Consider the following 20,609-nt stretch of genomic DNA (forward strand, 5'->3'; position numbering starts at 1 on the left):
AGTCATGTGTTTAGCTATTTTAGCGACACGACTTCCGGTTTTAGCTTTTATTTCAATTTGCGATGCACGCACCTTTACCAGCGCGAATTCGGCGGCGACAAAAAAGCCGTTCAGAAAAACCAGGAAAAATGTAAAAAATAACGCCCAACCCATATCTCCTCTAGTTATTTATAAATGTGGATTTATATAATTCCAAACTCTCTCTGATCACTTTATAAGCGTAGTTTTTTCCCAAAAGATGTTCAATGGTCACATTTTTCATTTCAAGAGCTTTGTAATCCTGGAAAAATCTGACAATCTCATTCATCGTATGAGGCGGCAACTCCTTTAAATCTTCAATGTAGTTGACCGACATGTCGTTCTTCGCGACTGCGATGATCTTATCGTCCTGCTCACCGTTATCGACCATGTGCATAACGCCAACCACCTTTGCCTCCACGATAGAGAGAGGATAAACATCAACCGAACATAAAACCAAAATGTCCAGAGGATCCTTATCATCACAGTAAGTTTGTGGAATGAATCCGTAGTTTGCAGGATACATTACAGATGAAAACAGGACACGGTCAAGCCTTATAAGTCCTGAATCCTTATCGATTTCATATTTTGCTTTTGAGCCTTTAGGTATTTCTATGATCGCGTTTACGATCGAAGGTATATTTTCGCCAGGAGAGAGAGTGTGCCAGGGGTTGTCGTTAATCATATTTATTCAGGATTTTGCTCCTCTTCATCATCTCTGTCTGCGCCGATCTTCCTCTTCAAATAAGTAACAACAAGAGGAATGGTCGTTATTAAGATAAAACCAACAATAATATACAAAAGATAATCATCAATTTCCTTCTCAAATCTTCTGCCAAGAAAGAATCCCAGCAAAGTTAAGGATGTAATCCATAGAAAAGCACCGGCAATATTATAAAATGCAAACCTCCTATAATCAAGTTGGACTATGCCCGCAATAATCGGTGCGAAAGTTCTAACGATCGGTATAAAGCGTCCCATGATTAAAGCAAAGGCGCCTTGCTTCTTGTAATAATTTTCTGCCGCCCGCAAAAATCGCTTCTTGAAAAAAATAGAATCGTTTCTGTGGTAAAGGACGGGGCCCGTTTTCTTTCCGAACCAGTAACCGACAAAATTACCTGCAACTGCTGCTGCAATGAGTCCGGCAATAAGTACATAAATTGATACATCCAGCTTGTTGGTAGCAACAAACATTCCGGCTAAAAAAAGCAGGTAATCCCCAGGCAGAAAAAAACCAAAAAACAGCCCTGTTTCAGCAAAAACCACAAATAAAAGAAGATAAAATCCTCCTTCCCGAAGTAGTTTTACTGGATCAACAAGGTGTTGCAGGGAGTCCCAAATCTCGTGCATAAATTGAATATGCGTAAAGCTACAATATTTATGTAATAATTTGACTTAGAAAAGGCTGGATATGAAGCCCGGATACACTCCAACTACAACCGTAATTAATGCTGAAAAGCCCAGCACAAAATTAAAATATGGTGATGATTGGATTTCGTTTCTTTCTGCACCTTTGAAATACATAGCAACAATAACACGGAGATAGTAGAAAATACCAATAACCACATTAACCACTGCCAGAACTACAAGCCAGATGTGATATTCCGCCAGAGCCGTTGAGAACATCATAAACTTGCCGATAAATCCAGCTGTAAGCGGAATACCAGCGAGGGACAACATTGCTACAGTAAGCGTAAAAGCAATAAAAGGATTCTTTTTCGCGAGCCCATTAAAGCTGTCGAAATTATCTGATCCTGTTTGACGTTTAACTAAAATTAATACAGCAAAAGCGATGATTGAAGCTACAGAATAAGCGGTTGCATACACAAAAACGGAGTTACTGGAGTTAACTCCCAAAGCAACGATAGCAAATAACATATAACCCACATGCGAAATACTGGAAAATGCCAGCATTCTTTTGAAACCGTGCTGATATAGGGCAGTAACATTCCCCACAAAAAGTGTCAGCAGGGAAATTACAAGTAAGGCCGGCATCCAGAAATCGTGCAGCGGAGCAAAACACATTAAGAACAATCGCAGAAAAGCAGCAAAGCCCGCTGTCTTTACCACCGTACTCATGAATGCTGTAATTAAGGTTGGTGAACCTTCATAAACATCCGGTGTCCAGAAGTGAAATGGTGCTGCACCTACTTTAAAGCACAATCCAATTATCAGAAGTGTTATACCCGTATAAAATAATGGCGAAATTCCAGTAGGATTGCTAATAACATAATCCCTTATCTGGCTCAAATCAAACGATCCGGTTGCACCATACAACAAAGCGATCCCGAATAACAAAAATCCCGTTGAAAATGCTCCCATCAGGAAATATTTCAAAGCGGCCTCATTGGACTTGAAATCATCTTTACGGATACCAGCAAGAATATATAAACTCACCGACATGATCTCAATACCGATAAAAAGCATAGAGAGATTGTGGTAGGATACCATCACCAAAATCCCCGCAAGGGAAAATAGGATAATAGTATAATATTCGGCAACGTGCTCACTAATACTCTCGAAATAATCTTTAGAGATCAAAAGTATCAACATGGTAGAAAATATACATATTGCAGTGAATGCAATAGCAAAATTATCAAAGAGCATCATACCACTATATATTGGCTGCGCCCCGCTATTCCACTCCAAAACCGCTAATACTAAAGCGCCTGCAAGTCCCAGCAATGTAACTGGCAGCAAAGCATTTTTCGCCTTGTACAAGCCTAAGTATAGAACCAGAATGGCTAAAATAGATAGGGTTATTAATGAGCTCATGCTTACTTAACTAAAATCTTTTGGTTTACCTGCTCCAGCAGGTTTGTTATAGCGGCTTCGGATATATGAAGAATTGGTTGTGGATACACGCCCATAACAATAATAAGTACAGAAATGACGAGTAAAATTGATTTCTCTGTGCCATCAACATCGGTAAATCCTATTGTACGTTCATTGGTTACGCCGAGCATAACTCTTTGGTACATTCTGAGCATATAAACGGCACCTAATATGATGGTCAATCCAGCCAGCGCTGAGAAATAAATATTATAATTATAAATCCCCATCAAAAGCAGGAATTCCCCAATGAAACCATTGGTTAAAGGTAATGCGACAGTGCCCAATACGATTATGAGGAAAGCAATTGCAAGCTTTGGAGCTGGCTTTGCAATACCACCCAACTGATTAAGATCGCGGGTATTCATTCTGCGAATAATTATATCAGCGATAAAGAACATTCCAACTACGTTTATACCATGATTGAACATTTGGATCATCGCGCCCTGTAAACCTTGAAGGTTCCAAGCGAATACTCCTGCCGATATCAAGCCTACGTGAGCGATTGATGAATAAGCGATCAGCCTTTTAATATCATTCTGAGTAAAGGCTATTATTGATGCATAAACAACACCGATTATTGAAAGAATAAGAGCAGTTAGTCCCCAATCGTGAAACCCAAGCGGGGCAACCGGGATTAGCCAGCGGATCACACCGTAGATCCCCATTTTTAGCATGATACCCGAAAGCAGCATGGTTCCTGCTGTAGGTGCTTCGGTGTAAGTGTCCGGCTGCCAGGTGTGAAATGGGAACACCGGCATTTTTATAGCAAAGGCAAGGAAGAATGCCCAGAATATCCAGCCCTGTGTTGTTGCATCTAAATTTAATTTATAGAACTCCCCGAGATCATAACTGTTATCAGGCGTTTGCAGGTGCAGATAGATAATTGCCAATAGCATGATTAAGCTGCCGGCTATGGTATAGATAAAGAATTTTAGATTGACGCGTATTCTATTCTCACCTCCCCAAAGCGCACAAATAAAGTAAATTGGAATAAGAGCAATTTCCCATCCTACATAAAATAGAAAACCATCTAAAGCTGTAAATACCAGCAATAAACCACTCTGCATAAAAAAGATCAAAGAATAAAAGGCGTTTTGATTCTTAATATCATGCTTAAAGCTCGCCAGGATGATTATCGGGATCAAAAGGTTCGTAAGAATAAGCAAGACCATGCTTATCCCATCAACACCAGCTTTGAAATTTATACCGAACTGAGGTATCCACGCAAGGTCAATCAGAAATTGTATTGAGGAATCAGGTATAAAATTGACGTACAGATACGCAGTAACCAGCAGCGGTATTAATGAAAGTATACTTGCTAATCCCCTCGCCGATTTACCGGCAATCAGCATAATAATAGCAGCAATAAGCGGAATAAAAATTTGTAACAGTAAAATCTCCATTTATTTCGTTCTACCCCTATTAAATTTTGTACATACTATAAACCAGCAAAGCGATAATGCCGAAAACCATCATAAAAATGTAAAAGCCAACCATACCTGATTGCAGCAATCTAAAACCTTTGCTTGCTTCAACAGCACCTCTTCCAAATCCGTTCACTACCCCGTCAATCACCTTATTGTCGACAACCTTATAAAAGAAACCCGATAGAGAATCGAGCGGTCTTGTGATCAATGAAGCATAAATCTCATCGATGTAGTATTTATTATAGGAAAGTCTTGCTAGTGTTCCTCTTTCAACGCGGTCTTCTGCAGGAACTGCGTTATTTTTAATATATCGCTGATAGGCGAATAACATAGCGCCAAGAGCGCCAGCCACAGAAACGGCCATTAAAATAAATTCTGTTGAATGATCCAGCGACAAGTGAGGCATCTTACTTGCTGAGGCAGCAAAGACTGGAGCTAAGAAACTTTGCAACCAATGACCGCCTCCAAATACTTCCGGTATTCCTATAAAGCCTCCAAGCGCAGATAAGACTGCGAGAACGATCAAAGGAATTGTCATTGAAGACGGAGACTCATGCAAATGATGTTCTTGTGCTGTTGTCCCGCGGAACCGTCCGTTAAATGTTAAAAACATCATCCGGAACATGTAAAAAGAGGTGAATACTGCTCCGATCACTCCAAGCACCCAGAATAATTGGTTGTGTTCATACACGTGCGCAAGGATCTCATCCTTGGAAAAGAAACCGGAGAATGGAGGTAAACCGGCGATGGCAACCGTTCCGATCATCATTGTCAAAAATGTGACGGGCAGTTTCTGTTTAAGCCCCCCCATGTTTCTCATGTCCTGCTCATTACTCATGGCGTGAATTACTGAACCCGCGCCAAGGAATAATAAAGCTTTAAAAAATGCATGGGTGATTACGTGGAAGAAAGCGCCCGTGTAAGCACCAACCCCTAATCCTAAAAACATATATCCCAACTGAGAAACAGTAGAATATGCAAGTACTTTCTTAATATCGTTTTGTGTTACTGCAATAGTTGCAGCCAATAATAAAGTTGCTAAGCCAATGATTGCTACAACATGCAGCGTCTGCGGGGCAAGAGTGAATAAAATATTCGACCTGGCTATCATATAAATACCAGCAGTTACCATGGTTGCTGCATGGATCAGGGCAGAAACCGGCGTTGGACCCGCCATCGCATCTGGCAACCATGTAAACAAAGGTAGCTGAGCTGATTTACCGATTGCTCCCACAAATAACAAAGAAGTTATGATTATTAGAGCGCGGTCGCCGGCAAGCATATTTGCAGCCTGAGGAAATACCACAGCGAATTCGACACTGTTGAACGTAGTGAAGATCAGGAATACTGCGATCAGGAAACCAAGATCTCCAATACGGTTCATTATAAAAGCCTTCTTGGCAGCACTTGCGTAAGATGAATTTGTATACCAAAATCCAATCAGCAGATAAGAGCATAATCCTACGCCCTCCCATCCAATAAACATAATTACATAGTTCGATCCAAGAACCAGCAGGAGCATGAAAAATATGAAGAGATTCAGGTAAGAGAAAAACTTAGCGAATCCAGCGTCATGAGCCATGTACCCCGTTGAATAGACATGTATAAGAAAACCAATTCCGGTAACGATCAGGAGCATTAAAGTACTCAACGGATCAACCATGAATGAAAATGGAATCTTTACAGTCCCGGCGCTGATCCAGTCAAAAAGTGGTACAATAAAAGATTTTGCTTGTGATGAATTCAGTTCAAAAAAAATCCCAAGGCTGACAACAAACGATGCAAGCACAGCTAAACAACCTGTGATACCAACAACGCTTTTAGAAAGTGTATTACGGCCTAAACCATTGACAAGAAATCCTATCAATGGAAATAATGGAACTAACCAAACTAAATTTATCATTCTTGTATTCTATTTTTCATCCTTATACTACATCCCGTCTCGGGGTAGGCCAGACTTACGAAGTCTCTTTCTTTTTTGCTAAAGACTTCGTAAGTCTTGATCATCACCACTTTAATTTATTCAAGACATTAACATCCGTAGAGGCGGTATTCCGGAAGATCATTACAATGATTGCCAGTCCAACCGCGACCTCAGCTGCAGCCAGCGCCATTATAAAAAAGACGAAAACCTGACCGGAAGCATCGTTGTGATGAACAGAAAAGGCTGTAAGCAAAAGATTAACAGCATTAAGCATCAATTCAATGGACATAAAAATAACTATGGCATTCCTGCGGATGAGGACACCGATAACGCCAATTGCAAAAATGATCGCACTAAGCAGGATATAATGATTTAACGGTACGCCCTGAATTGCTTGTGTTATATTCTCCATTATGCCCGTTTAATATCTTTTTTGGCTAATAGAACTGCCCCAACCATTGCCGATAAAAGCAGAAGTGATGAAACCTCAAATGGTAAAAGGAATTTACTAAATAGCACCTTTCCTAAATTTTTAACTAATCCCAGATCCTGAGTTTGCAAGACCACGGGATCTGAAACATGAAGAGCTTTTACAGACCCGACAAGTGTGATAACTAAACACATCCCGGCGATTACTCCAATCATCTTTACTATCGTCGATTTTGATGTACCCTGGCTTTCATTTAAGTTGAGCAACATGAGGACAAAGAGGAATAAGACCATTATTGCACCCATATAAACTATGAAATTCACGATCGCCAGAAACTGGGCATTCAATAATATGTAATGAATTGTAAAGGTGAAAAATGTGACGATGAGGTATAAAACGCTGTGTACCGGATTCTTCGCAAAGATTACCAGCAAGGCGAAAAAGATCGACAGAAAAGCAACAAAATAAAAAAGAGATATACTCATTAAGATTATCTTTAAATCTTCGCTCTATTTGGGGCAAAGGTATAATTTCCACTGAAATATTGTTTTGCAGACTTCCGAAGTTTTCTTTCCGCTGTACCAGAAACTGCGGAAGTCTTACATCCTATTATCCTATTGGCTCTTCAACCAGTTTATCCTTACCGTAGATAAAATCTTTTCTTAAATAATCCGCAGGAACGATAGGGCCATCTAGATAAATCGCTTCTTTCGGACAAGCTTCTTCACATAATCCGCAGAAAATACAGCGCATCATATTGATTTCATATACAGAAGCGTATTTTTCTTCACGATACAAATGTTCTTCGCCCTTTTGCCTTTCTCCAGCGATCATGGTTATCGCTTCAGCGGGACAGGAAAGCGCACAAAGTCCGCAGGCTGTGCAGCGTTCTGCGCCATGTTCATCCCGCTTCAGCGAATGCAAGCCTCTCCAGTTCTCTGAGAACTCACGCTCAACTTCCGGGTAAAAAATGGTTTCCTTCTTTTTGAACATGTGCATGAACGTTATGCCCATTCCCTGAAAAATTGCCGGAAGGTATAACCGCTCCCAGAAATTCATCGGTTTCTGTTCTAAAACTTTTTTTCTGTTACTTAATGGTTCCATAGACCCTAAATCCTCTCAAACAGAGTTTTAAATTAATGCATTACCCTCAGCCAAAAGCAGCCGGCAATTAAAGTTTATCAAAAAACGTGATCACAGTTCCTGTGATTACAATGTTTGCAATAGCTAACGGGATTAATATTTTCCATCCCAAATCCATCAGCTGATCATAACGGAAACGCGGAACAGTCCACCTTACCCACATGAAGAAAAAGATGAATACAAATATTTTCAAGAACAGCACCCCCATTCCAATTAGCGGACCAATTGTAGGCCCGGTCATTTCGTTAACCCAGTCCATTCCCGGATAGTTATATCCCCCAAAATATAACGTCGACATAACAGCCGATGCAAGGAACATATTCAGGTATTCGGCGAACATAAACGCCCCCATCTTGAATCCGGAATATTCAGTGTGATATCCTCCAACAAGCTCTGTTTCACATTCTGGGAGGTCAAACGGTGTACGGTTAGTTTCAGCAAATGAGCACACCAGGAAAATAAGGAAGCCTAATGGCTGGTATAGTATATTCCAGTTCGCGCCGTGCTGCTGCTCAGCAATTTCTTTCATACTAAGTGTATTTGTAGAAAGCAGCAAAGCTATTATAGATAAGCCCATCGGGATTTCATAGCTTATACTTTGGGATGCTGCTCGAACAGCTCCCATTAATGAGAACTTGTTATTCGACGCCCATCCGCCAATCATTATCCCATATACCCCAAGAGAAACTACACCAAAAATATAGAGTATGCCGACATTTATATCTGTTACCTGCAAGCTAACCAAACGGTCTGCAATCAAAACGTCCTGACCCCAGGGAATAACAGCACTTCCTATACATGCTGTTAACAGGGCTAAAGACGGTCCCAGTATGAAAAGTGCTTTCGACGACTCAGCGGGGATGATTTCTTCCTTAAAGAACATCTTTAATCCATCTGCAAGTGGCTGGAACATTCCGCCCCATCCCGCACGGCTAGGGCCGACGCGATCCTGAAGATAACCTGCTATCTTTCGCTCAGCTAATGTTGAATACGCTGCAACACCCAGACTGACTGAGAAAATGACAGTGATTAAAATAAATTTTTCTATTATAAATGATAATTCCATCAGATCTTGCTTGCTCTGTCAAACTCTACCTTATTTGCTTCCATCAAAGCTGGATTCTGCTTAATAACTGGCAGCGGCACCATTTCATAGTGATTGGACGAGATCACAGATTTATGAGATATCTGACGGGGTCCTTCAATCATCCAGTCACTGGTATTTTTTGTTTCGAACCGGCAGTTATTACATATAAAGTCTTCAACTTCACCAAACTCGTCTTTACGACCAGTAACACGTAACACCTCTTCACCTTTGTACCATAACGTGACTTTTCCTTTACAGGTTGGGCAATCGCGATGAGCATCTACAGGTTTGGTGAACCAAACACGGTTTTTAAAACGGAATGTCCGATCAGTTAAAGCACCTACCGGGCACACGTCAATAACATTTCCTGAGAAATCGTTATCTATTGCCTTTTCTATATAAGTTGAGATCTCCGAAGCATCGCCACGTCCTAAAATTCCATGTTCGCGGCTATCTGTAAGCTGATCAGCAACATAAACACATCTGTAACACAAAATACAGCGGGTCATGTGAAGCTGGATCTTATCTCCAATATCAATTTTATCGAATGTGCGGCGCTCAAATTCGTATCGCGTGTTTGCAACACCATGTTCGTACGAAAGATCCTGTAAATGGCATTCACCAGCCTGGTCACAAACCGGGCAATCCAGAGGATGGTTAATCAAAAGTATTTCAACCACGCCTTTACGTGCTTCAATTACCTCAGGTGATGTAATATTTTGAACTTCCATGCCATCCATTACGCCAGTACGGCATGATGCGACCAGTTTAGGCATAGGACGGGGATCTTTTTCCGATCCTTTAGTTACTTTTACGAGGCAAGTACGGCACTTTCCACCACTTCCTTCAAGTTTTGAATAGTAACACATAGCAGGCGGTACAATGTCTCCACCAATCTGACGCGCAGCATTGAGGATACTGGTACCGGGATCTACATCAACGGTTATCCCGTCTATCGTTACTTTAACTCTTTCGCTCATTGACTTACCTCCTCTAACTTGGGCAGTGGATCAGCGTATTTTGCTAAACCATAATTCCGCTCCATAGCATCCTTAGGATTTGTTACATGCCATTCAAATTCATCCCTAAAGTGACGAATTGCACTCGCAACAGGCCATGCTGCAGCATCTCCAAGCGGACAAATCGTATTTCCTTCAATTTTCTTAGCCACATCAACCAGAAGATCAATATCACTCATTTTACCATGCCCGTATTCCAACCTGTGCAACACTTTTTCCATCCAGCCCGTACCCTCACGGCATGGTGAACACTGTCCGCAACTCTCATGGTGATAAAAACGCGCAAAGTTCCAGGTGTTTCGAACTATACACTGATCCTCATCAAAGGCAATTAGTCCGCCTGAGCCAAGCATGGAACCTGACTGGAACCCACCATCTGAAAGCGATTCGTAGCTCATCAACCGCGCCTCACCATTTACGGTTTTCAAAGTCAGGTTAGCTGGCAAAATTGGAACCGACGAACCTCCGGCAACTACCGCCTTTAGTCTTTTGCCATTTGCGATGCCTCCGCAATACTCATCAGAATAAAGAAACTCCTCAACCGGAACGCCAAGGTCAATTTCATAAACACCTGGCTTGTTAAGATTTCCTGAAGCCGATATGAGCTTTGTTCCAGTGCTTCTTCCAATTCCAATTTTAGCGTACTCTTCACCGCCATCATTAATAATAGGCACAACCGCAGCGATGGTTTCAACATTATTAACTACTGTAGGACATGCCCAAACTCCTGATATAGCCGGAAAAGGTGGCTTAATTCTCGGATTCCCCCGTTTGCCTTCAAGCGATTCGATCAACGCCGTTTCTTCACCGCAGATATAGGCACCGCCGCCCGGCTGTACATATAATTCCAGGTTATAACCTGTTCCTAAAATATTTTTACCTAAAAACCCGGCATTCTTCGCTTCCGCGATGGCACGCTCGAGGATCCTGATCTGCGGCATCATTTCGCCGCGCACATAGATATATGAAGTTTTAGCACCTAGTGCAAAACTCGAAACTATCATTCCCTCAATAAGAAGATGAGGAATATAGGTCATTAAATAACGGTCTTTGAAAGTTCCTGGTTCAGATTCATCGGCATTACAAACGAGGTAACGTTCTTTTCCTTCAGGTTTAGCCAGGAAACTCCATTTCATGCCGGTAGGGAAACCAGCACCTCCCCGGCCACGCAAACCAGAATTTTTAACTTCTTCAACAATCGCATCTGGCGACATGGTTTTTAGAGCCTTCTCAACAGAGCGGTATCCACCATGCTGACGATAAACATCAAGAGTGTTAATACCGGGGACATTAATATGCTCTAATAATAATTTACGCGCCATCTTAAATTTGATTTGAGATGCGAGATGTGAGATGAGAGATATACTCACACTCCAATCTCACATCTCATGTCTCATATCTTATTTTTTAAATCTTCTATCAACTGATCAACACTTTGTTCAGTCAGTTTTTCATAAAATGTGTATCCTGGACCGATCTGCAAAACAGGAGCCATGCCACATGCAGCAAGGCATTCTACACCTCTCCAACTAAAGTTACCGTCTGCTGTTACTTCGCCTTCTTTGACACCCAAGGTATTTTCGATGTGGTCCATTATCTTTTCTGCACCAACCAGGCAACAAGGGCCTGTACGGCACACTTCAAGGACAAATTTACCCTGGGGGCGAAGAAAGAACATCGTATAAAACGTTGCTACCTCGTACACTTCAATTGGCTGAATACTTAAATAAGCCGCTACTTTATCCATAGTTTCCGGACTTACCCAGCCATATTCAGCCTGAACAAGGTGAAGAATAGGCAGCAAACCGGCCTTTTGCTTTCCTTCGGGATAACGAGTAACTATATCATCAAACTGTCTAATCAGATCTGATGAAAACTCTATGTCTTTATGTTCGGTTACGCTAAGCATCTAATTCTCCTGCGATTACGTTCAAACTACTCATGTTAAGAATGGCATCCGATAACAACATGCCGGCGCTCATCGGCGCATACATTTGATAATTAATGAAACTCGGCCTGCGGAAATGCAAGCGATAAGGTGACCTGCCTCCATCATTAACTAAATAGAATCCCAATTCACCGTTACCGCCTTCAACTGCGTGGTAAACTTCCGTCTTCGGAGTTTCAATTTCACCCATCACAATTTTAAAATGATAGATAAGGGCTTCCATGTTATTATAAACTTCTTCTTTTGGAGGCAGATAGAACTCGGGTACGTCAGCATGAAACACCCCTTTAGGCTCCTTTTCAATCTTGTCAAGAGCTTGTTGAATGATTCTCAAACTCTGCCACATTTCCTCGTTACGTACAATATACCGGTCATAAACATCACCTGTTGTTCCTACCGGGATCTCAAAATCAAAATCCTCGTAAGATGAATAAGGCTCATTTACCCTTACGTCATAATCCACGCCCGTAGCACGTAATATTGGTCCGCTCCAGCTATAATTCAACGCAATTTCTGGGTCAACTGCGGCTACTCCGGAAGTACGCTCAATAAAGATCCGGTTACGATTAAACAGAGTTTCAAACTCTCTCAGTATTGGAGGAAATTTGACCAGGAATTTCTTGATCTTTGCGAAAGCGATATCATTAAAATCGCGTTCAAACCCGCCTATACGTCCGATGTTAGTTGTCAGACGAGCACCGCAAATCTCTTCGTAGATCTCATAAATATGTTCCCGTTCTTCCATCAGGTATAAGAACCCTGAGAAAGCTCCGGTATCTACACCGAGGATTCCATTACAAATAAGATGATCGGATATTCGGGCAAGCTCCATAACAATCACGCGAAGGTAATCGACACGTTTAGGAGTTTTAATATTCAAAAGTTTTTCAACAGTCATGTGCCATCCCATATTGTTAATTGGGGATGAGCAATAATTCATGCGATCTGTTAATGGGGTAATTTGATAGAATGGGCGATGTTCGGCTATTTTTTCAAACGCCCTATGAATGTAACCTATGGTCGAAACACCACTCACGATCCGCTCGCCATCCATTTCCAGAATGTTTTGGAAGACACCGTGTGTTGCCGGGTGTGTTGGACCAAGATTTAGTGTAATAGTTTCCTTCTGGGGATCGTTATCAGTAAGTACTGGTTGATTTATCATCGTCCGAAGAAATAATCCTTTTTATCGACACGGTTTGGATCTTCAAGAGGATACTCTCTTCTCATCGGAAAAACCGTCATTTCATCAACATTTAAAATTCTAACAAGGTTTGGATGTCCTACGAAGTTGATACCAAAAAAATCATAGGTTTCGCGTTCCATCCAGTTAGCGCCCTCCCACAAAGTGGTAGCCGTAGGGATTTTAGGGTCATTGCCATCGATAAACACTTTGACCCTAACCCGAATATTATTTGTGAGACTGTGGACGTGGTAAATAACGCCTATAGACAGTTCAAGTTCAGGAAAATGGATTCCTGTAATATCTGTAAGGTAATTGAATTTTAACTCTCCGTCTTTAAGAAAACTGAGCACCTCAAATATATTCTCAGCCGAAGTTCCAAAAGTCAGTAACCCGAACGGCTCTGTTGGTACGGTTATCCTATTTCCAAACCTGGAGGTGAGACTTTGTATTACCTGCTGATTGCTTATTTTACCCATTACTGGATTCCGTATCTACTTAATAATTCCTGATATTCTGGAGATTCTCTTCGGCGAAGTGACTCGTTTCTTACCAGCTCTTGTATCTTATTGAAACCATCAATGATCGCTTCAGGACGTGGCGGGCAACCTGGAACATACACATCAACCGGTATGATCTCGTCAATTCCTTGCATAACTGAATAGGTATCAAATATCCCTCCACTGCTTGCACAAGCGCCAACTGCTATAACCCAGCGTGGCTCTGCCATTTGCAGATAAACTTGTTTAAGTACCGGTCCCATTTTCTTAGCAATAGTACCCATTACCATCAAAAGATCTGCCTGACGGGGTGAGAAGCTGGGTCTCTCAGAGCCAAACCTCGCAAAATCGTAGTGGGAACCCATTGTTGCCATGAACTCAATCCCACAACATGATGTGGCAAATGGCAGGGGCCATAATGAGTGTGAGCGTGCCAGGCCGACCACCTTTTCCATAGATGTGGCGAAGAATCCTGATCCTTCAACACCCGGAGGGGCTTCAACTATTTTTACTTCACTCATAATCCTTTCGACGAAAACTCATTTCAGGCGAACCCGGAATTGAGTCGCAAATTTAAGAAATTTAACGTTTTCAATCAGTCAACCCATTATTTAGAAACAGTCTAAGCTATTCCCAATCGAGGGCCTTTTTCTTAATGATGTATATAAATCCTAATAAAAGGGTTCCCATAAAAATGAACATCTCAATTAATCCGTTCACCCCAAAATCGCGGAAGTTTACTGCCCATGGATACATGAAAATTACCTCGATATCAAAAAGAACAAATAAAATTGCTACCAAAAAATACTTTATGGAAAAAGGCTGCCTGGCATTTCCTACAGATTTGATTCCGGACTCAAAAGCGACAAGTTTATCAGATGTCTTACGCTTTGGTCCAACCAAATGCGTAATAGTCATGGTTAGAACAACGAACCCAAGGGCCACCAACATTTGAAAAATGATTGGCAGGTAATTTACTGCAGTGCTTTGGGCTTCCATATTCTTTAAATTCTGGTGCAAAGATAAATAAAAAAGAGCCTCTAAACAATGTCCAGAGGCTCTTCAATAATATATAATAAATTTTTTACTTACTACCGTCTAAGGCTTTTTTGGCCTGTAGAGCAGGTGCATTGTTAGGATCTAACGCAAGAACTTTATCAAAGTATATTTTTGCCTTTGCATTATTACCGTCGCGTCTTGCGGCAACTGATCCAAGATAAGTGTATGCTTCAACCAAACTTTTAACATTTGTAGGTTTTGCGCCTTCCTCAGGCTTTTCTACTGTTAAGATATTAATGTATTTCTCAAAATATGGAACACCCAAGCCCTTTACATCCTCAGGTCCATCAAGCAGGCGATTAATTCTCCCTCTGTACTGCCAGCCTTGAAATGTAGCTGGTGCGCGTTGTACTAAATAACTAAAAGCACTATCCGCCTTTACCAGCAAGTCTCTAGGTGGATTCAAATTTGCATTTTTCTTCCCCGCGTAATCAAAGAAATACGACATTCCAAGATAGAAGTAATCAAGCAACACGCGATCAGGATTCTTAACTGAGATCTCATAAGCTTTTGCTGCATCGTCAAATTTCCTAGCCTTATATAAGGCGGTTGCTATTTCACTCATTACCACTGCATTTGTTGAATCCATCTGCACAGCTTTAGTGATATTAGCCATACCCTGAGCTAACTGAGTTGTATCTTTCATTTGTGCACGGCCCAAATAAAGATAATCCTGTGATATTATACGTGATGGCTCAGCTTTCGCCATAAAATCTTTCAATGCTTGCGAACTTGCAGTGTAGTTTCCGTTCTCAAAAGCGGAATACGCTAAGTAGCGAAGTACCCTTAAGTTAACCTTATCTAACTTGGCCATTTCATTAGCTTCTACTTCGAGAGCTTTGTAATCCTTTGCCCACATTAAAAAATCTGCGTGACGAAGGCGTGAGTCTAACGATCTGTCCGTAAGGTCCATATACTTTTCGTAAAAGGTCAAACCTTGCTTAAGACGATTATCGTATTCTTTTTGAGATGTTAATGCCCATGGTAAATACGCTTCTGATAATTCGCGATACGCAGGACCATAGTTTGGATCCAAAGCGATAACTTTGTTGTATTCTTCTATCGCCTCGGGATAAGCTTTAGATAACTTATTAATCTTGCCAAGCTCAACCTTTGATCTTAACATAGTTTTGTCCAGATCGTAAGCAGTTCTGTAAGCACTGAAAGCCTCACTGTTTTTCATTTGTGCACGATAAGCGTCTCCTAAAGCCAGGTATACCTGAGCATCCTTTTCATTAAGAGCCTTTGCTTTTGCGAGGTGGGTAAGAGCCTCCGTTATTTTTGGAACTGGTGCATATGTATAGGCTTTACCTATATAAAGATCTATTGTGTGATCTTTCTTCTTTGTCAAAGCAATTGCTTTATCAAAGTTCATCTTAGGATTTGCTTTCTTAGCAAGATCCACTGCTCCAAGTCCAATAAAATTTAAAGGATATGCAACATTAGCTGCAACACCCTTGTCGAATGCTGCTTTAGCCGAATCTATATAGTCAGGCCTCTGATTAATAGGACTGGTTGTTAGGTAAAGATTACCTAATACGAAAAAGTTTTCTGCGTTTGTTGGTTGAGAGCTTGTTAATGTTTTTAATATTGCTTTACCCTTCTGATACTGTTCCGCATCAATGGCTTTACGCGCATCAGCTAAACTCTGTGCAAAAACTGCTGAACCTACTAACATCAACCCCAGGGTTATCTTAACTGCCTTGTTCATCATGTGTAATTTTAATTTAATTTACTTAGTTATAATATTAATTTCACGGGAGGGTATGCTATCGGGTAACAGTCCCGATTTTAGTACAATCCTTTGTCCGCGTTCTCCTGCAATAAAAGATGCAAAACCTGTGCCCAAACCCGGGCCGCCTTCGCAATTAACTATATACAATGATCTTAACAGCGGATACAGCTCTAACGCTATATCATTTTGAAAAGGCTTGTAAAAAGCGTCGGAGCCAGGCTTACCTGCCACATTCTTTACACCCATTATTATCAAAGAACCAACCTCATCTTCCAGATCCACAGGAGGTTGAACTATCCAGTTCACGCCCACTACTCCAATCGTTCCCGGATTATCAAAGACATATTTGATAACCTCAGAGTTCGTTTTAAGCGCGTAAACGCCCTTAGCTGGAAGTACTTTAACGGCTGCAAGGTTCTTAAAGTATCTTACTGTACTCGAGTTTGCGTTATCAAAAATTAAATTACCTAAAGAAGACGTTTCTCCCCTCATCACCTTTATTATATCATCAATAGTTGCAGTAGAATCCTCCACTGAATTATGTGTGATCAGCGCTATCCCGTCTATTGCGAAACGATTAACTCTCGTTTTAATATTTTTACTGTCAAAATGCTTTCTCTCAGCGGCACTGAGATCACGTGACAAGATTGCAACCTGGGCACTATCGTCCAAAAAAGAATTGATCAACTCGTTCTCAGATTTAGCGATAAGCTGAAGCCTGGCATCAGGATAAGCACTTTCGAATACGTATGCCTGATCTTCAATTATTGGAACCAAAGATTCGTCTACAAGGATCTTTTCTCTACCACTAGTATAGGTTTGAACCTCTGTTTTGTTTTGCTGGCAGGACACCAGCGCAGCAAATAAAGTAACAACTAAAAAAGACCCGTACTTAACTAACCTTATCATTGAGAGCGAAGCAAACGCACAAACCTTAAAAAGGAATATCCTATTAATAATACACCAAAAGCTATTCTATAGCTTTGAGACATGTCTATCGGAAAATCCTTCCAAAACATTATTATAACACCTAAAACAAAGTATAGAGTAAACATCCCCAGGCCCAAAATAAACAGAAATCGCTTTGCGGGCGATTTCTGTACATTTTCCTGTTCACTGTTCAATGACATTATTGTCCTGATAGCTGGAAGAATATTGGCATAGTGTAAGCAACCCGAACCGGACGACCATTTTGTATACCTGGCTTCCAGGCTGGTGCACTTTTTAATACACGGACCGCTTCTTCATCACAACCACCCCCAATACCTCTCAATACTTTGATATCTGTAAGATTACCGTTTTTCTCCACTACAAAGCTCATAATTACGCGACCAGTAATATTGTTCTCACGCGCCATCGGAGGATATTTCAGATTTTTCTGAAGATACTTTCCCCATCCGGCCATACCACCGGCAAACTCAGGAAGAACCTCAACGCTCGCGAAATCCTTGATACTATTATCCTCAACAACTTCAGCCTGTTTAGGAGCTTCACCTACAGGCTCATCGATCACGATCTCTGCATCCGGGTTACCTTCTATAGTTTTTTGTCCGGGATCGGCTACCTTCAATTCTTCAACCGTAGGCGGCTCTTCGTCCCTTACTTCCTCAGCAGGTACAACTACCGGAGGAGGGAACTTCACCTGGTCAATTTTTGGTTTAGGTGGCTCCGGTGGAGGAGGAGGCAGCTCTTCTTTATTTATCGGCGGAGGAGGAAGTAGCACAACCTCAGTTATTTTCTCCTTCTCAGCTTCCGGAAGAATTCCGGAAATGTAGCGAATGATCAGAGGCATCGAAACTAATATTATAAATATTACTGAACCAATAATCACCGCTCGGCTTGTAGTTTTGGAGTTATCTCTCCTCAACTCATACGCACCATAGGATTTATTCCTACCTGCGAATACCACATCAAGCCATTCAGTGTTGAATAAATCTATTTTTGACCCTAACATATTTTAATTCTTTAGAGGGTTATTAATTTGTGTTATTATTATTTGTAAAGGCCGTCGCGCTTCAGCAAACCAATATCCGGTATGGTGATTTCGACAATAGCGTATCGGGTAATGTTTGAAACCTTCATCTCATCAAGAATGTCAACGAAGTTACGGTAGTTTGATTGATCACTAGGCTTGATCAAAACGATCAATCCTTTTTCGGGATCCCCAGTAGCTGCTATAACCTTCTTCGATTGTTCAATAAGAGCTTTCCTGATGCCATTACGGCCAAAGTTGTCAACCTGTGGAGAGGTTAAGGGATTATCTGGTAAACCCATATACCATTCTACGCGATTATTGGCACCTAAAAGTATACTCATTGTTCTGTTATCAGCAATCGTTAACTCCTGCTGATCTTTATCATCTTTATCCGGCATGGCAACATCCATTGCCTGAGGTTTTGCCAATGTAGTAGTAAGCATAAAAAACGTGATCAAAAGAAAAGCAAGATCTACCATTGCTGTTAGATCTACACGTGTAGACTGCTTTTTACTTCTAACCTTCCCGCCTTTATTCTTACCCCCGCCGGAGGTATCTAATTCTGCCATCGCGTTTTAATTAAATTAATTATACGAATTACTATTTCTCAGTCGGCCTCAATGAGGTGATCAAGCTAAATTTGTTAATATTTTGATTCTGCAGGATGCTGGTAACTTTCTTGATCTCCGGATACTCTTCTCTTGAATCCCCTTTAATACTTACCCGCATCTCAACATTATGAAGTTCCTTAGTCGCAACACGCGCTGAGTAAATCCAGTTATGCAATTCTGAAGGCCTTTCGCCAACAGAATCCGCAGGAATTCCTGTTTGAAGTCCGGGAGTATTTCTGTCATCCCCTTTAAGCTTAATTATCTGCTTTAACTGGCCGATCGGAACGCCGAAGCTTTCAATAAGTGAAAACCTCAGTTTTTCCTCAGGAGTAAATTGCAAATTGTATTTTTCACCCATTAGTTCAAGTGTGCGAACACGAATCGGCTGTCCCGGAACACCAAAAAATATTTTCTTCTGACCCACGGTCAACGTTGCAATATCTACATCCGGCAATTTAAATTTAACAGTCGATGCCGGGGTATCTACAGGAAGTGGTTCGGGCTGACGAGCTGTTGCTGTTAGGATAAAGAATGTAAGCAACAAAAACGCCACATCGCACATCGCTGTCATATCGATAGCTGTACTTTTTCTGGCAACTTTAGCTCTAGGCATAGTTTATATTATAATATTAAAGAATCCTGTTAGTATATAGATGAAAAGATTCCGGGTTTTCCATAAAGCCCGGAATCTTTTTTTCAAATATATTATTTGTGAGTACTGGCGTACGTTTGAACGATTGAGAAACCCGCTTCATCAATAGCATAAGTTAACTTATCGATCTTTGATGTAAACAAGTTGTACATAACAATTGCTAAAGCTGAACAAGCAATACCAGTTGCAGTATTGATAAGTGCTTCCGAGATACCGTTTGCCAATGCCGCCTGATCCGGAGAACCTGCACTTGATAATGCAGCGAAGGCCTTGATCATACCAGTTACTGTTCCTAATAGCCCCATCAACGTACCGATAGATACAAGAGTCGCAATTACAGTTAGATTTTGCTCTAACATTGGCATCTCTAAAGCTGTTGCTTCTTCAATATCCTTTTGGATTGCAAGACATTTCTGCTCAGTGTCCATTTTAGTCTCAGTTTCCATTTCCTTGTACTTTTTCAAGCCGGATCTGATAACATTAGCAACAGACCCTTCTTGCTTATCACATTCGGCGATAGCTGCATCGATGTTTCCAGCACCAATAAAAGCCTGAATTTTTTTCACAAATGCATCGATATTTCCTTTTCCAGTAGCTTTGTTTATTACTAAGAAACGCTCGATAGAAAATACAACTACCATTAATAGTAAGCCAATCAGTACCGGTACGATATATCCACCTTTGTACACCATTCCGAAATAATTTCCTGGCAGCGGGTGCCCATTCTCAGGATCGCCGCCTTCAAAATTCGATGCATCGCCCATTACAAATTTCCATAAAAGTATTCCTACAAGAATACAAAGTACAATAGATAGACTTGCAAAAATGCTTGAACCAGAGCTCTCTTTCTTCGCTGTTGTTGGTTTTGGTGCGTTCGCCATTTTTTTAAAATTTTAGTTTTTAGTTGTTGATTAAATGTATGAGTTAATTGATTTTGTGTTGGTTATTAAATTTAAAAATGCAATATCCTAATTATATCCATATTATGTTCTCCATAGTAGAAAGGATAACAAAAATATAATTTTCGACTTAATAAAAAATTATTTGTGAATTTATTAATTCT

23 protein-coding genes are annotated in these 20,609 nt (G+C 40.9%); all 23 read right to left on the reverse strand.

Annotated features, from left to right (window positions below; all coding sequences use genetic code 11):
- On the reverse strand, positions 1–153 hold a 153-nt coding region (locus tag WKF69_RS09020; protein WP_340381291.1), incomplete at its 3' end, for a CNNM domain-containing protein.
- A 7-nt stretch (positions 154–160) separates the two neighbouring features.
- On the reverse strand, positions 161–703 hold the full coding sequence (locus tag WKF69_RS09025; RefSeq protein WP_340381270.1) for an inorganic diphosphatase: 543 nt from the start codon (positions 701–703) through the stop codon (positions 161–163).
- Between the two features lie 2 nt (positions 704–705).
- Entirely contained in the window at positions 706–1,368 is a 663-nt protein-coding gene (locus WKF69_RS09030) for a DedA family protein (RefSeq protein ID WP_340381271.1), read from the reverse strand.
- Between the two features lie 45 nt (positions 1,369–1,413).
- Entirely contained in the window at positions 1,414–2,793 is a 1,380-nt protein-coding gene (locus WKF69_RS09035; protein WP_340381272.1) for an NADH-quinone oxidoreductase subunit N, read from the reverse strand.
- A 2-nt stretch (positions 2,794–2,795) separates the two neighbouring features.
- Entirely contained in the window at positions 2,796–4,256 is a 1,461-nt protein-coding gene (locus tag WKF69_RS09040) for an NADH-quinone oxidoreductase subunit M (protein ID WP_340381273.1), read from the reverse strand.
- A gap of 19 nt (positions 4,257–4,275) precedes the next feature.
- Positions 4,276–6,183 carry an NADH-quinone oxidoreductase subunit L gene (nuoL, locus tag WKF69_RS09045; protein WP_340381274.1) on the reverse strand — a complete coding sequence of 636 codons (1,908 nt, stop codon included), beginning with the start codon at positions 6,181–6,183 and terminating at the stop codon, positions 4,276–4,278.
- Positions 6,184–6,286: 103 nt separating this feature from the next.
- A complete protein-coding gene (gene nuoK / locus WKF69_RS09050; RefSeq protein WP_340381275.1) occupies positions 6,287–6,616 on the reverse strand; it encodes an NADH-quinone oxidoreductase subunit NuoK in 330 nt (109 codons plus the stop codon).
- Positions 6,616–7,119: an NADH-quinone oxidoreductase subunit J gene (locus WKF69_RS09055; protein WP_340381276.1), complete on the reverse strand. Its 504-nt coding sequence runs from the start codon at positions 7,117–7,119 to the stop codon at positions 6,616–6,618. The genes nuoK and WKF69_RS09055 overlap by 1 nt, the downstream gene beginning before the upstream one ends.
- Positions 7,120–7,243: 124 nt before the next feature.
- The gene (locus tag WKF69_RS09060) at positions 7,244–7,738 is read right to left on the reverse strand and encodes an NADH-quinone oxidoreductase subunit I (protein WP_340381277.1); all 495 of its coding nucleotides are present in this window, start codon (positions 7,736–7,738) and stop codon (positions 7,244–7,246) included.
- A 67-nt stretch (positions 7,739–7,805) separates the two neighbouring features.
- The gene (gene nuoH / locus WKF69_RS09065) at positions 7,806–8,843 is read right to left on the reverse strand and encodes an NADH-quinone oxidoreductase subunit NuoH (RefSeq protein ID WP_340381278.1); all 1,038 of its coding nucleotides are present in this window, start codon (positions 8,841–8,843) and stop codon (positions 7,806–7,808) included.
- The gene (locus tag WKF69_RS09070) at positions 8,843–9,844 is read right to left on the reverse strand and encodes a 2Fe-2S iron-sulfur cluster-binding protein (protein ID WP_340381279.1); all 1,002 of its coding nucleotides are present in this window, start codon (positions 9,842–9,844) and stop codon (positions 8,843–8,845) included. Before WKF69_RS09070 ends, nuoH begins: the two co-directional genes overlap by 1 nt.
- Positions 9,841–11,205, reverse strand: coding sequence for an NADH-quinone oxidoreductase subunit NuoF (nuoF, locus tag WKF69_RS09075; RefSeq protein WP_340381280.1), 1,365 nt, complete (start codon positions 11,203–11,205; stop codon positions 9,841–9,843). The genes WKF69_RS09070 and nuoF overlap by 4 nt, the downstream gene beginning before the upstream one ends.
- Before the next feature lie 71 nt (positions 11,206–11,276).
- Entirely contained in the window at positions 11,277–11,792 is a 516-nt protein-coding gene (locus WKF69_RS09080; protein WP_340381281.1) for an NAD(P)H-dependent oxidoreductase subunit E, read from the reverse strand.
- The gene (locus tag WKF69_RS09085) at positions 11,785–12,996 is read right to left on the reverse strand and encodes an NADH-quinone oxidoreductase subunit D (protein ID WP_340381282.1); all 1,212 of its coding nucleotides are present in this window, start codon (positions 12,994–12,996) and stop codon (positions 11,785–11,787) included. The genes WKF69_RS09080 and WKF69_RS09085 overlap by 8 nt, the downstream gene beginning before the upstream one ends.
- Complete coding sequence (locus tag WKF69_RS09090) at positions 12,993–13,493, reverse strand: NADH-quinone oxidoreductase subunit C (protein ID WP_340381283.1); 501 nt, start codon at positions 13,491–13,493, stop codon at positions 12,993–12,995. Before WKF69_RS09090 ends, WKF69_RS09085 begins: the two co-directional genes overlap by 4 nt.
- Positions 13,493–14,035, reverse strand: coding sequence for an NADH-quinone oxidoreductase subunit B (locus WKF69_RS09095; protein WP_340381284.1), 543 nt, complete (start codon positions 14,033–14,035; stop codon positions 13,493–13,495). Before WKF69_RS09095 ends, WKF69_RS09090 begins: the two co-directional genes overlap by 1 nt.
- Positions 14,036–14,141: 106 nt before the next feature.
- Positions 14,142–14,513, reverse strand: a complete 372-nt coding sequence (locus WKF69_RS09100) for an NADH-quinone oxidoreductase subunit A (RefSeq protein ID WP_079702709.1) — start codon at positions 14,511–14,513, stop codon at positions 14,142–14,144.
- An 85-nt stretch (positions 14,514–14,598) separates the two neighbouring features.
- Entirely contained in the window at positions 14,599–16,287 is a 1,689-nt protein-coding gene (locus WKF69_RS09105) for a hypothetical protein (RefSeq protein WP_340381285.1), read from the reverse strand.
- 18 nt (positions 16,288–16,305) lie between these two features.
- A complete protein-coding gene (locus WKF69_RS09110; protein ID WP_340381286.1) occupies positions 16,306–17,217 on the reverse strand; it encodes a substrate-binding domain-containing protein in 912 nt (303 codons plus the stop codon).
- A gap of 220 nt (positions 17,218–17,437) precedes the next feature.
- Positions 17,438–18,262, reverse strand: a complete 825-nt coding sequence (locus WKF69_RS09115; RefSeq protein WP_340381287.1) for a TonB family protein — start codon at positions 18,260–18,262, stop codon at positions 17,438–17,440.
- Positions 18,263–18,300: 38 nt separating this feature from the next.
- The gene (locus WKF69_RS09120) at positions 18,301–18,852 is read right to left on the reverse strand and encodes a biopolymer transporter ExbD (protein ID WP_340381288.1); all 552 of its coding nucleotides are present in this window, start codon (positions 18,850–18,852) and stop codon (positions 18,301–18,303) included.
- A 31-nt stretch (positions 18,853–18,883) separates the two neighbouring features.
- Positions 18,884–19,507, reverse strand: coding sequence for a biopolymer transporter ExbD (locus WKF69_RS09125; protein WP_340381289.1), 624 nt, complete (start codon positions 19,505–19,507; stop codon positions 18,884–18,886).
- A gap of 92 nt (positions 19,508–19,599) precedes the next feature.
- Positions 19,600–20,427 carry a MotA/TolQ/ExbB proton channel family protein gene (locus WKF69_RS09130; RefSeq protein ID WP_340381290.1) on the reverse strand — a complete coding sequence of 276 codons (828 nt, stop codon included), beginning with the start codon at positions 20,425–20,427 and terminating at the stop codon, positions 19,600–19,602.
- Between the last annotated feature and the right edge of the window lie 182 nt (positions 20,428–20,609).

It is taken from the genome of Daejeonella sp. (assembly GCF_037719425.1).
Classification (GTDB): domain Bacteria; phylum Bacteroidota; class Bacteroidia; order Sphingobacteriales; family Sphingobacteriaceae; genus Daejeonella.

What these genes read in the sequence shown, in the direction of transcription:
- WKF69_RS09100 (WP_079702709.1), bottom strand. Translation starts at nt 14,513, where the DNA reads ATGGAAGCCCAAAGCACTGCAGTAAATTACCTGCCAATCATTTTTCAA.
- WKF69_RS09125 (WP_340381289.1), bottom strand. Translation starts at nt 19,507, where the DNA reads ATGCCTAGAGCTAAAGTTGCCAGAAAAAGTACAGCTATCGATATGACA.
- WKF69_RS09035 (WP_340381272.1), bottom strand. Translation starts at nt 2,793, where the DNA reads ATGAGCTCATTAATAACCCTATCTATTTTAGCCATTCTGGTTCTATAC.
- WKF69_RS09070 (WP_340381279.1), bottom strand. Translation starts at nt 9,844, where the DNA reads ATGAGCGAAAGAGTTAAAGTAACGATAGACGGGATAACCGTTGATGTA.
- WKF69_RS09115 (WP_340381287.1), bottom strand. Translation starts at nt 18,262, where the DNA reads ATGTTAGGGTCAAAAATAGATTTATTCAACACTGAATGGCTTGATGTG.
- WKF69_RS09060 (WP_340381277.1), bottom strand. Translation starts at nt 7,738, where the DNA reads ATGGAACCATTAAGTAACAGAAAAAAAGTTTTAGAACAGAAACCGATG.
- WKF69_RS09095 (WP_340381284.1), bottom strand. Translation starts at nt 14,035, where the DNA reads ATGAGTGAAGTAAAAATAGTTGAAGCCCCTCCGGGTGTTGAAGGATCA.
- WKF69_RS09025 (WP_340381270.1), bottom strand. Translation starts at nt 703, where the DNA reads ATGATTAACGACAACCCCTGGCACACTCTCTCTCCTGGCGAAAATATA.
- WKF69_RS09040 (WP_340381273.1), bottom strand. Translation starts at nt 4,256, where the DNA reads ATGGAGATTTTACTGTTACAAATTTTTATTCCGCTTATTGCTGCTATT.
- nuoH (WP_340381278.1), bottom strand. Translation starts at nt 8,843, where the DNA reads ATGGAATTATCATTTATAATAGAAAAATTTATTTTAATCACTGTCATT.
- nuoL (WP_340381274.1), bottom strand. Translation starts at nt 6,183, where the DNA reads ATGATAAATTTAGTTTGGTTAGTTCCATTATTTCCATTGATAGGATTT.
- WKF69_RS09030 (WP_340381271.1), bottom strand. Translation starts at nt 1,368, where the DNA reads ATGCACGAGATTTGGGACTCCCTGCAACACCTTGTTGATCCAGTAAAA.
- WKF69_RS09090 (WP_340381283.1), bottom strand. Translation starts at nt 13,493, where the DNA reads ATGGGTAAAATAAGCAATCAGCAGGTAATACAAAGTCTCACCTCCAGG.
- nuoF (WP_340381280.1), bottom strand. Translation starts at nt 11,205, where the DNA reads ATGGCGCGTAAATTATTATTAGAGCATATTAATGTCCCCGGTATTAAC.
- WKF69_RS09055 (WP_340381276.1), bottom strand. Translation starts at nt 7,119, where the DNA reads ATGAGTATATCTCTTTTTTATTTTGTTGCTTTTCTGTCGATCTTTTTC.
- WKF69_RS09110 (WP_340381286.1), bottom strand. Translation starts at nt 17,217, where the DNA reads ATGATAAGGTTAGTTAAGTACGGGTCTTTTTTAGTTGTTACTTTATTT.
- WKF69_RS09105 (WP_340381285.1), bottom strand. Translation starts at nt 16,287, where the DNA reads ATGATGAACAAGGCAGTTAAGATAACCCTGGGGTTGATGTTAGTAGGT.
- nuoK (WP_340381275.1), bottom strand. Translation starts at nt 6,616, where the DNA reads ATGGAGAATATAACACAAGCAATTCAGGGCGTACCGTTAAATCATTAT.
- WKF69_RS09130 (WP_340381290.1), bottom strand. Translation starts at nt 20,427, where the DNA reads ATGGCGAACGCACCAAAACCAACAACAGCGAAGAAAGAGAGCTCTGGT.
- WKF69_RS09085 (WP_340381282.1), bottom strand. Translation starts at nt 12,996, where the DNA reads ATGATAAATCAACCAGTACTTACTGATAACGATCCCCAGAAGGAAACT.
- WKF69_RS09080 (WP_340381281.1), bottom strand. Translation starts at nt 11,792, where the DNA reads ATGCTTAGCGTAACCGAACATAAAGACATAGAGTTTTCATCAGATCTG.
- WKF69_RS09120 (WP_340381288.1), bottom strand. Translation starts at nt 18,852, where the DNA reads ATGGCAGAATTAGATACCTCCGGCGGGGGTAAGAATAAAGGCGGGAAG.